Below are 18,561 nucleotides of genomic sequence, written 5' to 3'. Positions count from 1 at the left end.
GTGAATCTCAACAAGCCTTAAAACGTGTTCATATTCAGGGCACGCCCAGATCAGCTCTCTTTGGCGCGTTCTTTCCTGGCGACATGGCGGGCGACGAACCAGCCAAGGACCGCCACCGTCAAGCCAATGGCAAGCGCGATCAGCAACCGTTCATGATGGGCCAATGCCTGTCCGATGATGCGCTCGGCGCCCAGCCCGAAGACATAGCCGATGGTGCTGAACAGAACGGCCCAGATGATCGATGAAAGCGCGTTGAGAATGACGAAACGCTGCACCGTGATGCGCGACAGCCCGGCTGCAATGCCGCCGACAAGGCGCATGCCGTAGACGTAGCGGTTGGACAGCACGAAAATGTTGGGATGGGTGTTGAGCAGGCGAAAGGCGCGGCGAAAGCCGGGCCGCTTGCGCAATCTGACAACATAGCGATGGTCGGCAAAGCTTCGTCCAAGGATGAAGAAGAAGGTGTCGCCGACGAAGGCGCCGAGGCCAGCCGCGAGGAAGGCGTGCCACAAGACAAAGACCTGCTGGTGGGCGAAGAAGCCACCGAGGATTGCGGCACTTTCGCCCTCCGCGAGGCAGCCGATAAAGACGGCAAGCAGTCCATACTGTTCGATGAAGTGATGGATGGCCTGCGTCATGAGGGCTGGGTCTGGGGGGTGAGCCGTTCGTCGATCCGCTTCAGCTGTTCGGCTATCTGCGCGATCTCGTCGCGCATGCCGATGATCTGGCTGTGGCGCAGCTCGTCCAGCTTTTCGTGCAGCGCCATGATCTCGATCTCGGCTTTGAGGTTGACCTGGTAGTCGTGGGCGGCGTCGATGCGGTCGCGCGCCGCCTGGCGGTTCTGCGACATCATGATCACCGGCGCCTGCAAGGCGGCGATCATCGAGAGCACGAGGTTGAGGAAGATGAAAGGGTAGGGGTCGAACGACGCTTGCCCCAGCAGCCACCAGTTGGCGCCGATCCAGAGGATCAGGAAGGCGATGAAGGACAGGATGAACGTCCACGAGCCGCCGATGCGCGCAATGGCGTCGGCGATACGGTCGCCCGCGCCCTGAAGGCCGGCAAGACTGTCGTTGATGTCCTGCGATATGGGCTTGCGGTCGACGGTACTCTGCAGCACCCGCCTCTCAAGCTCGCTCAAATTCTCCGGGTTTCGCCTCAGCCAGCGATTGGCCAGTTCGGGCACGGTCTTGTTCACGGATGTCTCCATACAAAGCATCGGCTTGGCAGCCTGGTTTCCATATAGGAAGATGCCGGTTCGTCAAAAGCACGACGTGAGGATGCAAGCAGAATGCCCGATTTCAAGAAAATCCGCGCACGCGCTGCAAAACGCAAAGGCGGCGAGGAGGAACTGACGTCACTGCTGGGCCCGGTGCCCGACAATGCCGCCGTGGCTGACATTGCGGACAATCGCATTCTGTCTGTTATGGCCGAGCGCGTCTTCGCCGCGGGTTTCGTCTGGCGCGTCATCGAGCAGAAATGGCCGGGTTTCGAAGAGGCGTTTCTGCACTTCGAGCCGAAGCGGCTGTTGTTCCAACCCGAAGATTTCTGGCACGATCTGGCTTCCGATCAGCGCATCGTGCGCAATCCGCAGAAGATCAAATCCGTTCGCGACAACGCTGCCTTCGTCGAGCGCGTGTCGAAGGAGCACGGCGGCTTCGGCGAATTCCTCGCCAACTGGCCGGCCGACGACCAGGTCGGGTTGATGGCCTACCTCGGCAAGCATGGCAGCCGGCTCGGCGGCAACACCGGCCAGTATTTCCTGCGCTGGCTGGGCTGGGATGCCTTCGTCATCTCGGCCGACATGGCGGCAGCCCTTCGTGACGCGGGCCTCGACATCGCCGAAAGCCCGACCTCGAAGAGGGATCTCGACAAGATCCAGGCACAGATCAACTTGTGGGTGGCGCAGACAGGCCTGCCGCGCCGCCATATTTCGCGCATCCTGGCGATGTCGATCGGTGACAACCATTCTCCGCAAGCGTTGCGCGAATATATGGGCGACAACTGATACCTGAAATTGGTCCAAACGAACGCCATTGCCCGGCGAAATTTGCCGCGCTAAGTGAGCAGGCATGACCAAGAAACTCGACATCCTGCGCATCGCCGTTGCCCAGCTCAATCCGACTGTCGGCGACATTGCTGGCAACCTCGCCAAGGCACGCGAGGCGAGGGCGGATGCCGCCCGCCAGGGCGCCGATCTCGTGCTCTATACCGAGCTTTTCCTCGCCGGCTATCCGCCGGAGGATCTGGTGCTGAAGCCGGCCTTCCTGAAAGCCTGTGAAAAGGCGGCCGAAGACTTCGCCAGGGATACCGCCGATGGTGGCCCGGGCGTCATCATCGGCACGCCGCTGAAGCGCAAGAGCGGCACGCACAATTCGATCGTCTTCGCCGATGGCGGCAAGATCATTGCCGAGCGCTACAAGCTCGATCTGCCGAACTACGGCGAGTTCGACGAGAAGCGCGTCTTCCAGGCCGGACCGGAGATCCAGGGACCGGTCAATTTCCGCGGCGTACGCATCGGGATTCCGATCTGCGAGGACATCTGGGGCGATGTCGACATCTGCGAGACGCTGGCCGAAAGCGGGGCGGAAATCCTGCTGGTGCCGAACGGCTCGCCCTATTATCGCGCCAAGATCGATGTCCGCCACCAGGTCGTCATCCGCCAGGTCATCGAATGCGGGCTGCCGATGATCTATGCCAACCAGCTTGGCGGCCAGGACGAACTGATCTTTGATGGCGCGTCTTTTGCCATTGGCGCCGACAAGACACTTGCCTTCCAGATGAGCCAGTTCGAGGAAGCAGTCGACGTCACCACCTGGAAGCGTCAAGGCGAAGGCTGGGTCTGCTCGGAAGGGCCGATGTCGAAAATCCCGGACAGGGAGGAAGCCGACTATCGCGCCTGCATGCTGGGCCTGCGCGACTACGTCAACAAGAACGGCTTCAAGAACGTCGTGCTTGGTCTCTCGGGCGGTATCGATTCGGCGATCTGCGCGGCGCTAGCCGTCGATGCGCTCGGCGAGGAACGGTTGCGCGCGGTGATGATGCCCTACCGCTATACCTCGAAGGACTCGCTGAAAGATGCCGAGGATTGCGCCCGTGCGCTCGGCTGCCGCTATGACATCGTGCCGATCTTCGAACCGGTCGAAGGCTTCCTGCACGCACTGACGCAGATGTTCGAAGGCACCAAGGAAGGCATCACCGAGGAGAATTTGCAGAGCCGCGCGCGCGGCACCATCCTGATGGCGATCTCCAACAAGTTCGGCTCGATGGTCGTCACCACCGGCAACAAGAGCGAGATGTCGGTCGGCTATGCCACGCTCTACGGCGACATGAATGGCGGCTTCAACCCGATCAAGGACCTTTACAAGATGCAGGTCTACGCGCTGTCGCGCTGGCGCAACAGCCACGTGCCGCCGGGCGCACTTGGGCCCTCGGGCGAGGTGATCCCGAAGAACATCATCGACAAGGCGCCATCGGCGGAATTGCGCGAGAACCAGACCGACCAAGATTCGCTGCCGCCCTATCCGGTGCTCGACGATATCCTTGAATGCCTGGTCGAAAACGAGATGGGTGTCGATGACATCGTCGCGCGCGGCCATGACCGGGCGACGGTGACGCGCATCGAGCACCTGCTCTACATCGCAGAATACAAGCGCCGGCAGGCAGCGCCCGGCGTGAAGATCACCAAAAAGAACTTCGGCCGCGACCGCCGCTATCCCATCACCAACCGGTTCAGAGATCGGCTAGACACTGTTTCCTGACCGAAAGTTCGCGCCATGCCGCAGGCAAGGGTAGCCATGCCCGACTGTGAAATCAGCTTCGACCTATCACGGATCGATTTCCGGGCGACATCGGACCTGTTGATGGCGAGCTATTGGGGCGCCGGGCGCAGTGACGAAGTCCATCACCGCGCCTTTGCCAATTCGCTTTGCGTCGGCGCTTACATCGATGGCAAGCAAGTCGGCTTCGGCCGGGCGATCACCGACCGCACCGTGTTCGCCTATCTCGCCGACATCATCATCTGGCCCGAGCATCGCGGGCAGGGCATCGGCAGCCGGCTCGTCCAGGCCCTTATCGATCATCCTGAAGTCAGGACTGTTTTCCACTGGAGCCTGTCGACCAGCGACGCCCATGGTTTGTATGAAAAGCTTGGGTTCAAGCCATCGACCAATGGCCGTTACATGCGGTTCGATCGCGATCCCGGATGAAGCGGCACGCGGCGATGACTTGCCGCCATCGTTGCAAAATAATCGCAGTGGTTGGACCAGATACGCTTTCCGCGTGAGCTGATCTTGGCGATGCATCGGGGCGTCTCTATAAGAACCTCTCCGCGATTCACTTGCGGGAGGTCCGAATGGCAGTATTTCAAATGGTAATGCGAGGCCGCGAAGCCTAGGTCTCATCCGGCGTTCCGCGAGGGTTTACCCTTCGCTCTGATGCCGGATCGAGCACAGGCTTATGCCGATGCCGGTCGCCGCCCGATTACGGGCGAGTCGCCAAATATGCCACTCCGCTTTCTGGGCACTCATTAGCCCCTTGCGCGGCTTCTTCAATTTTTGACCTTACTGGGATCGGGCTCGTTTGCGCCCGAATGACATCATGGCTCGTTTCAAGATCGATTTGCGCGCTGGCGCCTTTCGCAGCGTTCTTGGCTTCACGCTCACCCATTGGCGGCGTCAGCCGTGGCGGCTTTCGCTCATCATGGGCGGCTTCCTGCTGTCGACGCTGGCCGACGTCCTGACGCCGCTCTATTCCGGCCGGCTGGTCGACGCCGTCGCCAGCAGCGCCGGCGCCGACACGATTGCCTGGAATGCCGCGGTGATGGCGTTTTCGATGCTGATGGCCCTGGCATTGACCGGCGTTGTCTTGCGCAACCTTGCGTTCATGGGAATCGTCGAGCTGACGCTGAAGATGATGGCGGACATTGCCGCCGACGCTTTCCATCGTGTCCAGCGCTTTTCCACCGACTGGCATGCCAACAGCTTTGCCGGCTCGACGGTACGCAAGGTGACGCGCGGCATGTGGGCGCTCGACCTGCTCAACGACACGATCCTCATCGCGCTGCTGCCGTCCGTCGTCATGCTGGTCGGCTCGACGCTGCTGCTCGGCTGGTTCTGGCCGTTGATGGGCGCGGTCGTCGCCGCCGGTTCGGTGCTGTTCATCATGGTGACGGCGATGCTGTCGCTTGGCTATGTCGCCCCGGCGGCAAGGCTCGCCAACACCTGGGACACACGCCTCGGCGGCTCGCTGGCCGACGCGGTGAGCTGCAACGCCGTGGTCAAGGGCTTTGGCGCCGAGGAGCGCGAGGAACGTCGCCTGGCCAGGGTCGTCGCCAAATGGCGTGCGCGTACGCGGCGCACCTGGGTGCGCGGCACCATCAACGGCACCACGCAAGGGGCGCTGCTGCTGGTGATGCGCGCGGCGGTGATCGGCCTGGCGCTGATGCTGTGGTCGTGGGGGCAGGCGAGCGCCGGCGACGTCGCCTTCGTGCTGACCTCGTTCTTCGTGCTGCAGGGCTATCTCAGGGATATCGGCACGCATATCCGCAATCTGCAGCGCTCGATCAACGACATGGAGGAACTGGTCGATTTCCAGTCCGAACCGCTCGGCATCGAGGACCGGCCGGGCGCCAAGCCGATCCGGATCACTGAAGGACGGATCAGCTTCGACAACGTCACCTTTCACTACGGCAATCACCGATCGGCGCTCTATCGCGACTTTTCGGTCGATATCGCGCCGGGTGAACGTGTCGGGCTGGTCGGCCATTCGGGTTCGGGCAAGACAACCTTCGTCAAGCTCATCCAGCGGCTCTATGACGTGAATGCAGGGAAAATCCTGGTCGACGGCCAGGACATCTCGCAGGTGGCGCAAGCGTCGCTGCGCGGGCAGATCGCCATCGTCCAGCAGGAGCCGATCCTGTTCCACCGGTCGCTGGCCGAGAACATCGCCTATAGCAGGCCGAGTGCGACGCAAGATGAGATCGAACATGCCGCAAAGCTGGCGAGCGCGCATGATTTCATCACCAGCCTGCCGAAAGGCTACGGCACGCTGGTCGGCGAACGCGGTGTGAAACTGTCGGGGGGCGAGCGTCAGCGCGTGGCGATTGCACGCGCGTTCCTTGCCGATGCGCGCATCCTGATCCTCGACGAGGCGACATCGAGCCTCGATTCGGAGTCGGAGGTGCTGATCCAGCAGGCGATGGAGCGGCTGATGGTCGGCCGCACGACGCTGGTCATCGCGCACCGGTTGTCGACGGTGCGGGCGCTCGACAGGCTGCTGGTCTTCGATCGCGGCAAGATCGTCGAGGAAGGCTCGCATGACGAACTGATCCGGCTGAAGGGCGGCATCTACCGCCGTCTGTTCGAGCGCCAGGCGCTGGAGCTGACCAAGGGGCTGGTGATCTGACCTGACGTGGCCTCCGGCTTCGGCTGGAGGCCACCTCTATCAGGCGCTGTCAGCCGGCGGGGGACGCAGGGCACGCAATCGCAGGGCGGAGCCGAACCTGTTGCGAGTCCATCGGCAGACCTGAGACGTCCGAAGTCCCCGTCGCTCAGCGTATGCCGGCCGAGCCAATCTGCCAGTGAAGTCCTTTTCCAGATCTTGAGTTTTTGAGACGCCTGTTCATCATACCGATCGAGACATGTTGTTTCTACCTTTGGTTGATATATATTTTAGAAAGGCAACCCAGGGGCGCTCTTCACGATGCATCTTGTTTCCGCAAATCCCGGTCCGGGAAAGGTGGCTGCGCCGTCGGTGCTGGAATCGCACGGCTCTGTTCGGCCGCTCGCTGCCGAAGATCTCGAGAGCGTTGCCGCACTCTTCCTGACCAAGTTTCGCCGGCGGCGGCGTCATCTCCTCGATCGTGCGATCACGAAGACGGCCGAGTATATGAGAGAGATTTATCTTGACCCTGCCGGCCAGTCCGGTGAGAGCAACGCTCTTGTCCAGGTCAACCGGCAAGGTCGTCTGGGTGGGTTCCTCGGCGTCCTGAAAGCCCGCTACGAGCTCAACGGAGCGGCATTGAATGCGGCGATCATCGGTCCGCTCATGGCCGACTCCGGCACCGATGACGGCTCGGCCGGGCCGCAATTGCTGCGTGCCTTGCACCAAGGCGAATTCGATCTGCAGCTGACAGATTCCGCCAACCGGACATCTTTGGCCTTCGCGCGCCCGATGAAGTATCAGCTCCTGCCGGTGCATTGTCTGGGATGGACCTGTATTTTCCGACCAGCCGCGATGGCCGCCGCCACACTGCACCGTAGGTGGCCCGGCCTGCCTCGCTTGGCACTCGATCCCTGCGCGAGAGCATTCGATGCTCTTGCGAAAAGAAGGTTCGAGCTCCCCGTCCAGGCTTCATCGTCGCAACGGGTCCACAGTGAGCCGATCACTGCCGCGCTATTTGCCGAGCGGCTGCCGAGCCTGCTGTCCGATTACTCCCTTCGGCCGAGCTGGAAGGATGGCGAACTGCCACGGTTGCTCGCACTGGCGGCCGAGAAGCGGGCCGACGGCCCACTTCATTTCGGTGGGACTTACGACGAAACGGGCAAAATGCTCGGTTGTTATGCCTTCTACGGTCAAGCCGGCGACATGGCGAGCCTGTTGCAAATCCAGGCGTCCGGACCTCACTGGCGCATGACGCTGGATGGCCTTATCGCGGCTGCGTGGGATATGGGCTGCGTGGGTATCACCGGGCAGACGCAGAGCAGATTCATGCCTCAACTGTTCGGCTACAGGAATCTCTTCTTCCGCTATGCCGGGGGGACGATGGTCCGCTCGCGAAACGCTGAGGTCACGGAAGCGGTCCGCTCCGGTGACATCTTTATCGGTGGGGTGGTGGGTGACCGCTGGACCCGCCTCAGTTCCGATGACTTCGGCCACTGATCGCCTTCAACGACCCGTTCGTCGGCTTCCGCCGGCTCGTTGCGCTCAGTCATGGCGGGCGGCGCCGGACTGGCCTCCGCCTAAAGCGCGTCGCGTTTGAACGGATTCAGGCGACGCGCTTTAGGTCCTTGTTTTTTATGCATGTCGTTTTCCCAAAACCGATACCACTTTTGGGCGACATGCACTAAGCGCCGCCTGAGGCGCACGCGGCCCGGTCTTTTCATTCCAGCCGCCATGTTCTATGTCTGCCGGGCAGCGCGGGGGGCGCGTCTTGTCAACCACAAAAGCATCCGGTACGCCCCGCTCATGACAGTTACCGTTCGTTTCGCCCCGTCGCCAACCGGCCGCATCCATATCGGCAATGCGCGCACGGCTTTGTTCAACTGGCTGTTTGCCATGAACAACAAGGGCCGCTTCATCCAGCGCTTCGACGACACCGACATTGCGCGCTCGAAGCAGGAATTTTCCGACGCCATCCTCTACGATCTGCATTGGTTGGGCATTTTTCCCGATGCCACCGAGTACCAGTCGCGGCGCTTCGAGGTCTATGACGCGGCGGTCGAGAGGCTGAAGGCGGCAGGCTTTCTCTATGCCTGCTATGAAACGCCGGAGGAGCTGGATCTGAGGCGCAAGGTGCGCCGCACGCGCGGCCTGCCGCCGGTCTATGGTCGCGAGGCGCTGGCGCTGACGCAAGAGCAGATCGCCGAATACCAGGCCGATGGCCGCCGGCCGCATTGGCGTTTTCTCCTCCCTAATTTCTCAGGCGATCCGCAACAGCCGGAACGCACCGAAATCCACTGGAACGATCTGGTGCGCGGCGAGGAGACCGTCGACCTCGCTTCGCTTTCCGATCCGGTTCTTGTGCGCGAGGACGGCACCTATCTCTATACGCTGCCTTCGGTGGTTGACGACATCGAGATGGGCGTCAGCCATGTTATCCGCGGCGACGACCATGTCACCAACACGGGCGTGCAGATCGCCCTGTTCCAGGCGCTGGCTGCCACGCCGCCAGTGTTCGGCCACCACAACCTCCTGACCACCGCATCGGGCGAGGGACTGTCGAAGCGCACCGGCGCGCTTTCGATCGAAAGCCTGCGCGAGGACGGCATCGAGCCGATGGCGGTCGCCTCGCTGGCCGTGCTGGTCGGCACCTCGGAGAATGTCGCGGCGATGCCTACGATGGGTGAACTCGCCGAGCGCTTCGATCCGGCCGCGACATCGAAATCCGCGGCCAAATTCGATCCGGACGAGTTGTTCGTGCTCAACCGGACTTTGCTGCACCACATGCCGTTCGCCGAGGCGCAAGACCGGCTGATCGTGCTCGGCGTCTCGGGCGAGCAGGCCGAGCCGTTCTGGCTGGCTGTGCGCGGCAATCTCGACAGGCTGGCCGATGCGGTCAACTGGTGGCGTATCCTGCGCGAGGGGCCGCAGGAGAAGCCGGAATTTTCCGATGACGACCGCGACTTTCTTCGACAGGCGTTCGACCTGCTGCCGGAGGAACCTTGGACCGCGACGATCTGGAAGGACTGGACGGGCAAGATCAGGGAAGCGACCGGCCGCAAGGGCAAAGCTCTGTTCATGCCGCTCAGAACAGCCCTTACCGGACTGCCTTCGGGGCCGGAGCTTGCAGATCTATTGCCGCTGATGGGTCGGGAAGGAACGTTGGCCCGACGACCCTGACCTTGCGCTGTTCCGGCGGCAGCGCGGATACCGGCGACGTCACCGGCTGGGTGGAAAGCCGCTTGATCGCCTCGCGATCGAGCCCGCCTTCCAGATTGGCCAGGGTTTCCGGATCTGCACCTGGATCCGGCTTGGACACCGGGACCGGGATGAACGGTGCGGCGTCCGTTTCGGGCTGCGATTGCTCCGGATTCGGCGGATTGCCGGCGATGATCTGGAAGCCCTGCGCGGCGGCGTTGCAGCCGCAGGCCGGCGGCCGCGCCATGTTGGACTGCTTGTAGAGATAGGCGGTCGGCAATTCGCTGTAGGGCCGGCCGGTGACCGATGACGTCATCGAGGCCGAATCGTCGTCCATGCCGCGCGAGTAGAAAACCTGCATCTCGGTGCCGGGGCAGCTCGATTCGCAATTCTTCTGGTCACGTTCGAAATCGCTTGATGAGGCCGAGTTCGACATCGGGAAGAAGTAGCCGTCGCAGGTGCGCACACAGGAGGTGTGGAATTCACCGCCAACGCTCGGAAAGTCCGGTACACCGGGCCGGTTGAGCACCCGGCGGACGCTGCGCTCCTCGCCGGGATCGTCGGGCTGGTCAAGTGTATCTGGCGTATCGAGTTGCCGGCTGTTGCCGCCGAAAAGCTGGTCGAACAAATTTGCGCCGCCGTCTTCGCGGTTCGCCTCCTGCAAGGGCGCGCGCCGTGGCGCAACAGCGTCGTCTCGGCAGCCATTGGCGTCAAGCGCCGCCAGGATGCGTCCGCGGTCACGGCGCGAGCCGCCACCGGCCAGCCGCTCGCGTTTGCTTTGCAGCGCGTCGAGATTGGCATTCATGCGGTCGATGGTGGCGTTGAGCCCGGCGCATTCATTGACGTTGCGGCCGAACAGCGAAAAGCCGCACCCGGCACGGCTCGACTGGCTGCGGGCTTTTGAGATCTGCTCGCGTTGCCTGGCGATGGCGGCGTCGTATTTCCGGATCAGCGCCGGACCGCCACCGCCGCCGCGTGACGCCGCGGCAAGATCGGCCTCCAACTGGCGGCAGACCCGCGAGGCGGCCTGTGGCTCGGCTATCCCCCAGGTTCCAGACAACAGAAGGCCGAGCAGCACGGCAGCATGCGCCTGCTTCCACCCTCCGCTTGCCATCCGCCCAAACTCCGCCTGCCCAAACCCCGCCCGTTGGCCCCGCAAGGCTACCGTGTTCGCGGTTAACTGCAGTTTACCGCGAAATCCGTATTCAGCCCAGATTGACGACCGCCTGCGCCTTGTGAGCGGCCTCGACCACGGCGAGCGCTGTCATGTTGACCACGCCGCGCGAGGTCACCGACGGCGTCAATATGTGCGCCGGCATGTCGGTGCCGAGCAGGATCGGCCCGACATGCAGCGCGTCCATCATGGTTCTGAGGGCGGTCAGCGTGATGTTGGCCGAATCGAGGTTGGGGAACACCAGCAAATTGGCTTCGCCCTTCAGCCGCGAATGCGGATAGACGCGCTGGCGCAGATGCTCCGACAAAGCCGAGTCGGCATGCATCTCGCCATCGCACTCCAGTTCAGGGGCAATACGCGCCAGGATCGCCGCCGCCTGCCGCATCTTGAGTGCACTGGGTGAATCGCGCGAGCCGAAATCCGAATGCGACAGGAGTGCCGCCTTCGGCTCGATGCCGAAGCGCTGGATTTCTTCCGCCGCCAGCACCGTCATCTCGGCGATCTCCTCGGCGGTCGGGTCGACAGAGACGTGGGTGTCGGTGAGGAAGATGATGCCGCGCTGCGAGATCAGCATGGAAAGCGTCGACAGGTCGTGGTCCTTGACGCCGGCGCGCGGGCCGATGATCAGGGTGACATTGCGCAGATGCCGCTCGAAGCGGCCTTCGAGGCCGCAGACCATGGCGTCGGCATCGCCGCGCTTCAGCGCCAGGGCCGCGATCACCGTGTTGTCGGTGCGCACCATGGTGCGCGCGGCCTCCGTCGTCACGCCGCGCCGGCCGGCGAGTTCGATCAGCAGGTCGACATAGTGGCGATAGCGCGGATCGTCCTCGGGGTTGATCAGGCCGAAATCGACGCCGGGCTTGATGCGCAGCCCGTAGCGCTTCAGGCGCACTTCGATGACATGCGGGCGGCCGATCAGGATCGGCTCGGCGATGCCTTCCTCAAGCACGACCTGTGCCGCGCGCAGCACGCGCTCATCCTCGCCGTCAGCATAGATGACGCGCTTGGCGGTCGACGCCTTGGCGGACGAAAACACCGGCTTCATCACCAGGCCGGAGCGGAAGACGAAGCGGTTGAGCTTGTCGATATAGGCGGCGAAGTCGGTGATCGGCCGTGTCGCGACACCGGTGTCACAGGCAGCCTTGGCGACCGCAGGCGCGATGCGCAGGATGAGGCGCGGATCGAAGGGCGAGGGGATCAGGAATTCAGGCCCGAAGATCGGCGTCTCGCCGGAATAGGCGCGGGCCGCGACATCGGATGGCTCTTCGCGGGCAAGGGCAGCGATCGCCCGCACCGCCGCCATCTTCATCTCCTCATTGATGGCGCTGGCACCACAGTCGAGCGCGCCGCGAAAGATGTAAGGAAAACACAGTACGTTGTTGACCTGATTGGGGAAATCGGAACGGCCGGTGCAGATCATCGCATCGGGACGCGCCGCACGCGCTATTTCCGGCATGATCTCCGGATTGGGATTGGCCAGCGCCAGGATCAGCGGCTTCGGCGCCATGTGCTGGAGCAGTTCCGGCTTCAGCACGCCTGCCGCCGACAGGCCGAGGAAGACGTCGGCGCCTGCGATGACGTCGGCCAGCGTGCGCGCTTCGGTATCCTTCACATAGGGGTCTTTCCAGCGGTCCATCTCGTCGGTGCGGCCCTTGTAGGCGACGCCGAAACGGTCGGTGACCCAGATGTTGTCGACCCGCGCGCCGAGCGAGACCAGCAGGTTGAGGCAAGCCAAGGCCGCTGCGCCGGCGCCGGAGGTGACGATCTTGATGTCCGATATCGTCTTGCCGGCGAATTCCAGCCCGTTGAGCACGGCGGCGGCGACAATGATGGCGGTGCCGTGCTGGTCGTCGTGGAACACCGGTATGCCCATGCGGGCCTTCAACTGTTCCTCGACCTCGAAGCACTCCGGCGCCTTGATGTCTTCGAGGTTGATGCCGCCGAAAGTCGGCTCCAGCGCCGAGATCGTCTCGACCATGCGCTCGATGCCCGGCGCGTCGATCTCGATGTCGAAGACGTCGATGCCGGCGAACTTCTTGAACAGGACAGCCTTGCCCTCCATGACCGGCTTGGAGGCCAGCGGGCCGATATTGCCGAGGCCGAGCACGGCCGAACCGTTGGAGACGACACCAACCAGATTGGCGCGCGCGGTGTAGTCGGCGGCGGTTGCCGGATCGTCGCGGATTTCCAGGCAAGGGGCGGCGACACCAGGCGAATAGGCGAGCGCGAGGTCGCGCTGGTTGCCGAGCGGCTTGGTCGCCTGGATCTCTAGCTTTCCCGGCCTTGGGTACTTGTGGAAGTAGAGGGCGGCTTCGTCGAGGTCTGAACGTGCCGTCTTTTTGTTCTCGCCTTCCATGCGGCCGCTCCCTCGAAATCTGCCTGGAGATTCCCTTTTAGCATGCAGCCGAGGTTTTTCGCGACGCTAATTGACGCGCCGGCAGCTTTACCCGGCGGCGCATCGAAAGTCATGATCTGTCAAATGCTTATGCCGATTTTCTGACAGATAGTTCCTGCAGTTTCACGGACAAGTTGATCAAAAGGCGCTGACGTAGAGACCGCCATCGACCGGTATGTTCTGCCCGGTCAGATAGCCGGCATGGACCGAGCACAGGAAGGCGCAGATCTGGCCGAATTCCTCCGGCGTGCCGAGCCGCTTGGCCGGAACATCGGCGCTGATGCGGGTCTTGCGTGCGGCAGCGGCGGCAGGATCCTCGACGGTGCCGGCTTCATGCGGGCCGCGCAGCCGGTCGGTGTCGAGCTTGCCCGGCAAAAGACTGTTGATGGTCACGTTGCGGTCGATCACCGTTCTGGCCACGCCGGCAAGGAACGAGGTCAGGCCGGCGCGCGCGCCGGACGACAGGTCGAGGCCGGGAATGGGCACATAGACCGACAGCGAGGTGATGTTGACGATGCGGCCGAAGCCGCGCGCCGCCATGCCGTCGAGGACAGCCTGGACCAGCTCGATCGGCGTCACCATGTTCTGGGTGACGCCTTCGAGGATCTTTTCGCGATCAAGCGTGCGGAAGTCGCGAAGCGGCGGTCCGCCATTGTTGTTGACGAGGATATCCGGGTCGGGGCAGGCCGCGAGCAGCGCCTTCTGCACCTCCGGCTTCGAGACGTCGCCAACCACTTCCGTCACCGTCACGCCGTAGCGCTGGCGCAACTCCGCGGCGGTTTTCGCCACCAACTCGGCATTGCGCCCGTTGACGACGATATCGCAGCCGGCCTCGGCCAGCGCCATGGCACAACCGCGCCCAAGTCCCTTGCTCGAAGCGCAGACGATGGCCTTCTTCCCGCGAATGCCGAGATCCATGATGATTTCTCCTTGTGAGCCGGCGGCAAGCTAGTCCTTCGGCTGGACCAATCGCAACCGTCATACGGTTGTTGCATGAATCGGGGCATAGCCTCTCGCGAAAGCAACGGTGAAATCGCGATGTCCGGCCAAGAGCCCCGCACTTTCCGCAGCATGTTTATCTCCGATGTCCACCTCGGCTCGAAGGCGGCCAAGGCCGAATTCTTGATCGATTTCCTTAGACATCACGATGCCGATATCATCTATCTGGTCGGCGACATCGTCGACGGCTGGCGGTTGCGGCGGAGCTGGCACTGGCCGCAAAGCCACAATGACGTGGTGCAGAAATTGCTGCGCAAGGCGCGCAAGGGCGCCAATATCACCTACATCGCCGGCAACCATGACGAGTTCGCCCGCCAGTTCCAGGGCGTGCATTTCGGCGGCATTGTCGTCGCCGACCGCGCCATCCACGAGACCGCCGACGGCAAGCGGCTGCTCGTCATCCATGGCGACCAGTTCGACACTGTCGTCCACAATGCGCGCTGGCTCGCCTATCTCGGCGACCACGCCTATGACGCGGCCATGCTGGTCAACCGCGTGGTGACGCGGCTGCGCCAGCTGCTCGGCCTGCCTTACTGGTCGTTTTCCTCCTGGGCCAAGGTCAACGTCAAGAAGGCGGTGAATTTCATCGGCTCGTTCCAGACCATGCTTGCGGACGAGGCGCGCCGCTCGCATGTCGACGGCGTCATCTGTGGCCACATCCATCATGCCGTCATCGAGAATTTTGGCGATGTCCAGTACATCAACACCGGCGACTGGGTGGAAAGCTGCACGGCTGTGGTCGAACATTTTGACGGCCGGATGGAAATCCTGACCTGGGCGCAGGTGCTGCCCGAGGCGCCGGACGAGCCCTTTATCCCGCTGCTCATCGAAGACCGGGTCGGGCAGGCGGCCTAGCGCCGAAGTTCATTCAGGCTCTGGGATCAATCGATTAGTCCAGCCGGTTTCGCCCGGTTTTCGCCCATGTTAAGGGATCGATATACGTTGCCGTCCGGCCGAGTGCAGCGTGATTGGATCGATTCATGTCCCTGCCGCCGCTTTCGCCCGAACAACTCGTCAAGCCGCGCCATTTCGAACTGCGCATGAGCCTGATTTTCGCGACGTTGTTCGTGTCGCAAGGCACGCATCTGCCCTATTTTCCGCTCTGGCTGCAGGCGAAGGGCTTCGGCGCCGAACAGATCGCCGTGATCCTTGCCGCACCGATGTTCTTGCGCGTCGTGACGACGCCTATGCTAACGGCATTTGCCGACCGGACGAAGGACCGCGCCAACGTCTATATCGCGATGGTCGCGGCAACGATGGCCATTTCGGCCGGCTACTTTCTGCCCGCGACTTACGCGATCGTGCTGGCCGTTTCTCTGCTTTTGACGATCGTCTGGACACCGCATTCGCCAATGGCCGATTCGCTAGCGTTGTCTGGAGTGCGCCGCTTCGGCTCGAATTACACCGCCATGCGCAAATGGGGCTCGATCTCCTATCTCTGCGCCAATGTCGTGGGTGGCTTCATCCTGGCGGCGGCCGGAGCCAAAGCCGTGCCGACAATCATATTCGTGGCGCTTGCCGCAGCGCTTGCCGCAGCCCTGTTTGCGCCGCGCATGGGGCGGCCGCGCAAGGCCTCGCCGCTGTCGGCCGCAGAAATCCAGCACGCCGCGCCTAGCCTGTTCAATGCCTATTTCCTCTACTTCACCTTTGGTGTCGGCATCATTACCGCCAGCCACGCCTTCCTCTACGGCTTCGTCTCCATCTACTGGAAATCGATCGGCATCAGCGATTCCGTCGTCGGCCTGCTGTGGGCCTGGGGCGTGGTGTGCGAAGTCTGCATGTTTTTGTTTTTCAATCGCATTTTCGCCTCCGTGTCGGTCGTCAAAGTGATGGTGATCGCTGGCATCGGTTCGATAGTGCGCTGGATCATCTTTCCACTGGTATGGCCGCTCGGTCTTGGCATTCCCGGCTTCTTCGCCGTGCAGTCGCTGCATTCGGTGTCTGTCGCGATGGTGCTGATCGGCCTGCAGAAAATGATCGCCGAGACTGTCTCCGAAGAGCGCACCGGTGCCGCGCAAGGCATCGCCTATTTCTTCAATGGTTTCTTCATGGCCGCCGTTACGCTTGCTTCCGGCCCGCTCTATGACCGTCTCGGCGTCGATGGGTTCCTTGTGATGATCCCGATCGCTATCGTCGGCCTCGTGCTGATCGGGCTTGCAGCGCGCTCAGCCCCACAGCGTCGTATCGGGCGGTGACACCAGCGACCCCTGATAGACAAGGCCTGGCACCCGGTCGCGGGCAAGCAGCAGCGGACCGTCGAGGTCGACGAAATCGGCGTCCTGTGCGAGCAACACCGCCGGCGCCATGGCCAGCGATGTACCGACCATGCAGCCGACCATCACGCCGAAACCGAGTTCGCGGGCGTGATCGCGCAGCACAAGGGCGGCTGTCAGGCCGCCCGATTTGTCGAGCTTGATGTTGACGGCATCGTAGAGGCCGACAAGCGCTTCGAGGTTCTTCGCCTCATGCACGCTTTCATCGGCGCAGATGGGCACCGGATGCGCGATATGGCGAAGGATGCCGTCATGACCGGCCGGCAGCGGTTGCTCGATCAGCGCGATGCCCTGTTCGGCGGCAAAGGCGAGGTTCGCAACGATGTTGTCGTCGCTCCAGCCCTCATTGGCGTCGAGGATGATGCGGCTGTCGGGCGCCGCTTGCCTGACCGCGCGGATGCGGGCGATATCGTTGTCGCCGCCGATCTTGACCTTGAGCAGCGGCCGCGCCGCATTGGCGCGGGCCTGCGCCGCCATCGCCTCCGGCTCGCCGAGCGACAGAGTGTAGGCCGTTTCGAGCGCCCGCAATGGAGCGGCACCCATCGCATCCGCCACCGATGTTCCGCTGATCTTTGCCTCCAGATCCCACAGGGCGCAGTCTATGGCGTTGCGGGCTGCTCCGGCCGGCATGGCGTCGAGCAAGGCGGTTCGGCTGATGCCGCCAGCGATCCGGCCGCGCATGGCCTCGATCGCCTCCCGGACGCCGTCCATGGTCTCGCCATAGCGCTTGTAGGGAACGCATTCGCCACGTCCGGCGTGGCCGCCTTCGCTGATCGTGCAGGAGATCACTTCAGCTTCGGTCTTGGAACCGCGTGAAATGGTGAAGGTTCCGGCGATGGGAAAACGCTCGGCCTCAACCGAAATGACACGCGCCATATTTTTCTGCTCCGGCTATGCGACAAGCGTCGTCGGCAAATCGACAGGTCAGACCCGTCAGGCTAAACAGGACGCCATGTTGACCATCGGCAAGCGCGACGCAAGCGGCACGACCGCGGGGGAGGCTGACCACGAACCGCGCGTGGCGATCGGCGAGGAGGACGGCGTTCTCGGCTGCGCTTTCTCCGGAATCTGGACGACACGGACCGTCGCGCTGATCGACGCGGAGATGCGCAAGATCGAGAAGCGAAGCGGTTTCAAGACCTTGGCGCTCGATCTTTCCAACATCGAGAAGATGGATACCGCCGGCGCCTGGCTGATCGACCGGCTGGTCAGCGTCTTCGAGAAGAAGGGCGTCAAGATCCAGATGCAGGGCCAGAGCGAGATCGCTTCGATCCTGCTCGACGCGGTGGGCGAGGCCGTGCGGCGCGAACCCGACTCCGGCCCGACGCGGCCGCCCAACATCGTCATTCGCGCGCTGGAAGCGGTCGGCCGGCGCGTCTACGAGATGCGCGACGACTTCCTCGCCTCGATGAACATCCTCGGCGCCACCATCCGCGGCGCGCAGATGAAGCTCGGGCGTGGTCATGCCATCAATCCGGCGGCGATCTTCAACCAGATCGATCGTATGGGCGTCGGCGCCATTCCGGTGGTGGTGCTGATGTCGGCGATCGTCGGCGCCATCGTTGCCCAGCAAGGCGCCTACCAGCTCAGCTATTTCGGCGCCGATATCTTCGTCGTCGACCTCGTCGGCGTGCTGATCCTGCGCGAGCTTGGGGTGCTGATGACGGCGATCATGATCGCCGGCCGCTCCGGCAGCGCGATCACCGCCGAGATCGGCTCGATGAAAATGCGCGAGGAGGTCGACGCGCTGAAGGTCATCGGGCTCAACCCGATCGGCGTCCTGGTCTTCCCGCGGCTCGTGGCGCTGGTCATCGCCTTGCCGTGCCTGACCATCATCGCCAATTTCGCCGCACTCGGCGGCGGCATCCTGGCCGCGTGGCTCTATTCCGACATCCCACCGGCTGCTTTCATCGACCGGCTGCGCGTTGCCATCGACCTCAGCACGATTTTTGCCGGCCTGATCAAGGCGCCATTCATGGCGATGATCATCGGCACGATCGCCTCGGTCGAAGGCATGAAGGTCGGCGGCAGCGCGGAATCACTCGGCCAGCACGTCACCGCCTCGGTGGTGAAATCGATCTTCGTCGTCATCATCCTCGACGGGCTTTTTGCCATTTTCTACGCAGCGATCGAGTTCTGAG

At 62.9% G+C, this 18,561-nt stretch carries 15 protein-coding genes; 9 read left to right on the top strand and 6 right to left on the bottom strand.

Annotated features, from left to right (window positions below):
• Positions 1-50: 50 nt before the first annotated feature.
• Positions 51-638, bottom strand: a complete 588-nt coding sequence (locus tag FCU66_RS34825) for a DedA family protein (RefSeq protein ID WP_136621033.1) — start codon at positions 636-638, stop codon at positions 51-53.
• Complete coding sequence (locus tag FCU66_RS34820) at positions 635-1,198, bottom strand: DUF1003 domain-containing protein (protein ID WP_136621032.1); 564 nt, start codon at positions 1,196-1,198, stop codon at positions 635-637. Before FCU66_RS34820 ends, FCU66_RS34825 begins: the two co-directional genes overlap by 4 nt.
• Before the next feature lie 93 nt (positions 1,199-1,291).
• Between FCU66_RS34820 and FCU66_RS34815 the strand changes: the two genes are divergently transcribed.
• The 6 genes from FCU66_RS34815 to gltX all read left to right on the top strand — a co-directional run bounded on the left by FCU66_RS34815 (position 1,292) and on the right by gltX (position 9,561).
• A complete protein-coding gene (locus FCU66_RS34815) occupies positions 1,292-2,008 on the top strand; it encodes a DNA-3-methyladenine glycosylase I (RefSeq protein ID WP_136621031.1) in 717 nt (238 codons plus the stop codon).
• A 64-nt stretch (positions 2,009-2,072) separates the two neighbouring features.
• Positions 2,073-3,761, top strand: a complete 1,689-nt coding sequence (locus FCU66_RS34810) for an NAD+ synthase (RefSeq protein WP_136621030.1) — start codon at positions 2,073-2,075, stop codon at positions 3,759-3,761.
• Between the two features lie 36 nt (positions 3,762-3,797).
• Complete coding sequence (locus FCU66_RS34805) at positions 3,798-4,208, top strand: GNAT family N-acetyltransferase (protein ID WP_136621029.1); 411 nt, start codon at positions 3,798-3,800, stop codon at positions 4,206-4,208.
• Between the two features lie 391 nt (positions 4,209-4,599).
• A complete protein-coding gene (locus FCU66_RS34800) occupies positions 4,600-6,405 on the top strand; it encodes an ABC transporter ATP-binding protein (protein WP_136621028.1) in 1,806 nt (601 codons plus the stop codon).
• A 297-nt stretch (positions 6,406-6,702) separates the two neighbouring features.
• The gene (locus FCU66_RS34795) at positions 6,703-7,881 is read left to right on the top strand and encodes a hypothetical protein (protein WP_136621027.1); all 1,179 of its coding nucleotides are present in this window, start codon (positions 6,703-6,705) and stop codon (positions 7,879-7,881) included.
• A 306-nt stretch (positions 7,882-8,187) separates the two neighbouring features.
• Complete coding sequence (gene gltX / locus FCU66_RS34790; protein ID WP_136621026.1) at positions 8,188-9,561, top strand: glutamate--tRNA ligase; 1,374 nt, start codon at positions 8,188-8,190, stop codon at positions 9,559-9,561.
• Here gltX and FCU66_RS34785 read toward each other — a convergent pair.
• The 3 genes from FCU66_RS34785 to FCU66_RS34775 form a co-directional block, all read right to left on the bottom strand.
• The gene (locus FCU66_RS34785; protein WP_136621025.1) at positions 9,479-10,693 is read right to left on the bottom strand and encodes a DUF2865 domain-containing protein; all 1,215 of its coding nucleotides are present in this window, start codon (positions 10,691-10,693) and stop codon (positions 9,479-9,481) included. The two genes, gltX and FCU66_RS34785, sit on opposite strands and share 83 nt — an antisense overlap.
• Positions 10,694-10,784: 91 nt before the next feature.
• The gene (locus FCU66_RS34780; protein WP_136621024.1) at positions 10,785-13,109 is read right to left on the bottom strand and encodes an NADP-dependent malic enzyme; all 2,325 of its coding nucleotides are present in this window, start codon (positions 13,107-13,109) and stop codon (positions 10,785-10,787) included.
• Positions 13,110-13,286: 177 nt separating this feature from the next.
• Positions 13,287-14,066 carry an SDR family oxidoreductase gene (locus FCU66_RS34775; RefSeq protein ID WP_136621023.1) on the bottom strand — a complete coding sequence of 260 codons (780 nt, stop codon included), beginning with the start codon at positions 14,064-14,066 and terminating at the stop codon, positions 13,287-13,289.
• Between the two features lie 120 nt (positions 14,067-14,186).
• On the opposite strand from FCU66_RS34775, the gene FCU66_RS34770 reads away from it, so the two are divergent.
• The gene (locus FCU66_RS34770) at positions 14,187-15,002 is read left to right on the top strand and encodes a UDP-2,3-diacylglucosamine diphosphatase (RefSeq protein WP_126068979.1); all 816 of its coding nucleotides are present in this window, start codon (positions 14,187-14,189) and stop codon (positions 15,000-15,002) included.
• Positions 15,003-15,127: 125 nt separating this feature from the next.
• Positions 15,128-16,342, top strand: a complete 1,215-nt coding sequence (locus FCU66_RS34765; protein ID WP_136621022.1) for an MFS transporter — start codon at positions 15,128-15,130, stop codon at positions 16,340-16,342.
• Here the strand turns inward: FCU66_RS34765 and dgcA are convergent.
• A complete protein-coding gene (gene dgcA / locus FCU66_RS34760) occupies positions 16,313-17,296 on the bottom strand; it encodes an N-acetyl-D-Glu racemase DgcA (protein WP_136621021.1) in 984 nt (327 codons plus the stop codon). The two genes, FCU66_RS34765 and dgcA, sit on opposite strands and share 30 nt — an antisense overlap.
• 76 nt (positions 17,297-17,372) lie before the next feature.
• Between dgcA and FCU66_RS34755 the strand changes: the two genes are divergently transcribed.
• Entirely contained in the window at positions 17,373-18,560 is a 1,188-nt protein-coding gene (locus FCU66_RS34755) for an MlaE family ABC transporter permease (RefSeq protein ID WP_136625476.1), read from the top strand.
• Position 18,561: the final 1 nt, after the last annotated feature.

Source organism: Mesorhizobium norvegicum (assembly GCF_004919685.1).
Lineage (GTDB): Bacteria > Pseudomonadota > Alphaproteobacteria > Rhizobiales > Rhizobiaceae > Mesorhizobium > Mesorhizobium norvegicum.
The sequence above is the reverse complement of the archived record's forward strand: the minus strand, read 5'-3'. Positions and strand labels throughout refer to the sequence as shown.

Bases quoted from the DNA above. Each gene is read 5' to 3' on its own strand.
- FCU66_RS34825 (WP_136621033.1), bottom strand. From the start codon at position 638: ATGACGCAGGCCATCCATCACTTCATCGAACAGTATGGACTGCTTGCC.
- FCU66_RS34815 (WP_136621031.1), top strand. From the start codon at position 1,292: ATGCCCGATTTCAAGAAAATCCGCGCACGCGCTGCAAAACGCAAAGGC.
- FCU66_RS34810 (WP_136621030.1), top strand. From the start codon at position 2,073: ATGACCAAGAAACTCGACATCCTGCGCATCGCCGTTGCCCAGCTCAAT.
- FCU66_RS34805 (WP_136621029.1), top strand. From the start codon at position 3,798: ATGCCCGACTGTGAAATCAGCTTCGACCTATCACGGATCGATTTCCGG.
- FCU66_RS34800 (WP_136621028.1), top strand. From the start codon at position 4,600: ATGGCTCGTTTCAAGATCGATTTGCGCGCTGGCGCCTTTCGCAGCGTT.
- FCU66_RS34795 (WP_136621027.1), top strand. From the start codon at position 6,703: ATGCATCTTGTTTCCGCAAATCCCGGTCCGGGAAAGGTGGCTGCGCCG.
- gltX (WP_136621026.1), top strand. From the start codon at position 8,188: ATGACAGTTACCGTTCGTTTCGCCCCGTCGCCAACCGGCCGCATCCAT.
- FCU66_RS34785 (WP_136621025.1), bottom strand. From the start codon at position 10,693: ATGGCAAGCGGAGGGTGGAAGCAGGCGCATGCTGCCGTGCTGCTCGGC.
- FCU66_RS34780 (WP_136621024.1), bottom strand. From the start codon at position 13,109: ATGGAAGGCGAGAACAAAAAGACGGCACGTTCAGACCTCGACGAAGCC.
- FCU66_RS34775 (WP_136621023.1), bottom strand. From the start codon at position 14,066: ATGGATCTCGGCATTCGCGGGAAGAAGGCCATCGTCTGCGCTTCGAGC.
- FCU66_RS34770 (WP_126068979.1), top strand. From the start codon at position 14,187: ATGTCCGGCCAAGAGCCCCGCACTTTCCGCAGCATGTTTATCTCCGAT.
- FCU66_RS34765 (WP_136621022.1), top strand. From the start codon at position 15,128: ATGTCCCTGCCGCCGCTTTCGCCCGAACAACTCGTCAAGCCGCGCCAT.
- dgcA (WP_136621021.1), bottom strand. From the start codon at position 17,296: ATGGCGCGTGTCATTTCGGTTGAGGCCGAGCGTTTTCCCATCGCCGGA.
- FCU66_RS34755 (WP_136625476.1), top strand. From the start codon at position 17,373: ATGTTGACCATCGGCAAGCGCGACGCAAGCGGCACGACCGCGGGGGAG.